3 protein-coding genes are annotated in these 1,490 nt (G+C 63.4%); 2 read left to right on the forward strand and 1 reads right to left on the reverse strand.

Going from position 1 to position 1,490, the window contains the following annotated elements; translation table 11 throughout:
- Positions 1–185: 185 nt before the first annotated feature.
- The gene (locus AC1D1T_RS32415) at positions 186–368 is read left to right on the forward strand and encodes a hypothetical protein (protein WP_047508846.1); all 183 of its coding nucleotides are present in this window, start codon (positions 186–188) and stop codon (positions 366–368) included.
- A gap of 127 nt (positions 369–495) precedes the next feature.
- Positions 496–948, forward strand: coding sequence for a DUF192 domain-containing protein (locus tag AC1D1T_RS32420; RefSeq protein WP_047508844.1), 453 nt, complete (start codon positions 496–498; stop codon positions 946–948).
- Positions 949–1,020: 72 nt separating this feature from the next.
- On the opposite strand, the gene AC1D1T_RS32425 is transcribed toward AC1D1T_RS32420, so the two are convergent.
- A partial coding sequence (locus AC1D1T_RS32425; protein ID WP_477993459.1) for a superoxide dismutase occupies positions 1,021–1,490 on the reverse strand: 470 nt, incomplete at its 5' end.

Raw genomic sequence — 1,490 nt, forward strand, 5'->3', positions numbered from 1 at the left:
CCTTGATGTGCTGATACATGGGATAGCTCCGCGCGCTGCTGATGTTGGAGTGACTGGAAACGGACCGCACTGAAGCCGGCGATTCTATGTCACGCACCGTGTCAACCGACTTTCGAGAGCCCGCGTTACGGGCGGACCGTCCAACGATGGATGGTGGATCCCAAAAACTTTCGAAAGGTTTTCACATGAACAAGATTYTGGCCGCCCTGATTGCTTCCCTGTTCGCTGCCGGCGCTTTCGCCGCTGACGCCAAGCCCGCTGAAGCCGCCAAGCCGGCTGCATCGGCTGCCAAGGCCGAGAAGAAGGCCGAGAAGGCCGAAGCCAAGAAGGCCGAAAAGAGCGAGAAGGCTGCTTCGGCTGCCAAGTGATTCGGGAGGAGCCGGGTTCACGCCCGCTTCGCTGAATTGAATGAGGAACGCCCGGCCTGTGCCGGGCGTTTTTCTTTGGCCCTCGCTACACTCTRCCGCGCCTGTCCACACCGAAGCCCGCCCGACCATGAAGATCCCCGCCACCCGCCTGCTGGCCCTGCTCGCTTTCGGCCCGATCGCCGCAGCCGCTCTTGCGCAGGACGCGCCGCAGCAGCTGCCCGCCATCCAGCTCACCGCCGGCATCCACAACATCCAGGCGCAGGTCGCGCAGACGCCCGAGCAACGGGCCACCGGCCTGATGTTCCGCCGCACGATGGGCACCAACGACGGCATGCTGTTCGCGTTCGAAGAGGCCGGCGTGCAGTGCTTCTGGATGAAGAACACGCTGCTGCCGCTGTCGGCCGCCTTCATCGCCGACGATGGCACCGTCGTGAACGTCGAGGACATGAAGCCGCAGACGCTCGATTCGCATTGCTCGAAGAAGCCGGTGCGCTTCGTGCTCGAGATGAACCAGGGCTGGTTCGCCAAGCGCGGGATCAAGTCCGGCGACAAGCTCTCGGGCACGCCGTTCGGGCGCTGAGCCTCACGCATCATCACCGCATGAAAAAGGCCGGTCCAGGGACCGGCTTTTTGCTGGGCGACGAACGCTCGCTCAGGCGAAGTTCTTCTCGGCGAAGTCCCAGTTGACCAGCGAGGTCAGGAAGGTCTCGACGAACTTCGGGCGCAGGTTGCGGTAGTCGATGTAGTAGGCATGCTCCCACACGTCGATCGTCAGCAGCGCCTTGTCGGCGGTCGTCAGCGGCGTGCCGGCGGCACCCATGTTGACGATGTCGACGCTGCCGTCGGCCTTCTTCACGAGCCAGGTCCAGCCCGAACCGAAGTTGCCGACGGCGCTCTTCGTGAAGGCTTCCTTGAACGACGCGTAGCTGCCGAACTTCGCGGTGATCGCCGCCGCCAGCGCGCCCTTGGGCTCGCCGCCGCCGGCCGGCTTCATGCCGTTCCAGAAGAAGGTGTGGTTCCAGATCTGCGCGGCATTGTTGTAGATGCCACCGGAGGATTTCTTGATGATCTCTTCCAGGCTCAGGGACTCGAACTCGGTGCCCTTCTGCAGGTTGTTCAGGT

The sequence above is a fragment of the Rhizobacter sp. P2_H3 genome (assembly GCF_056403355.1).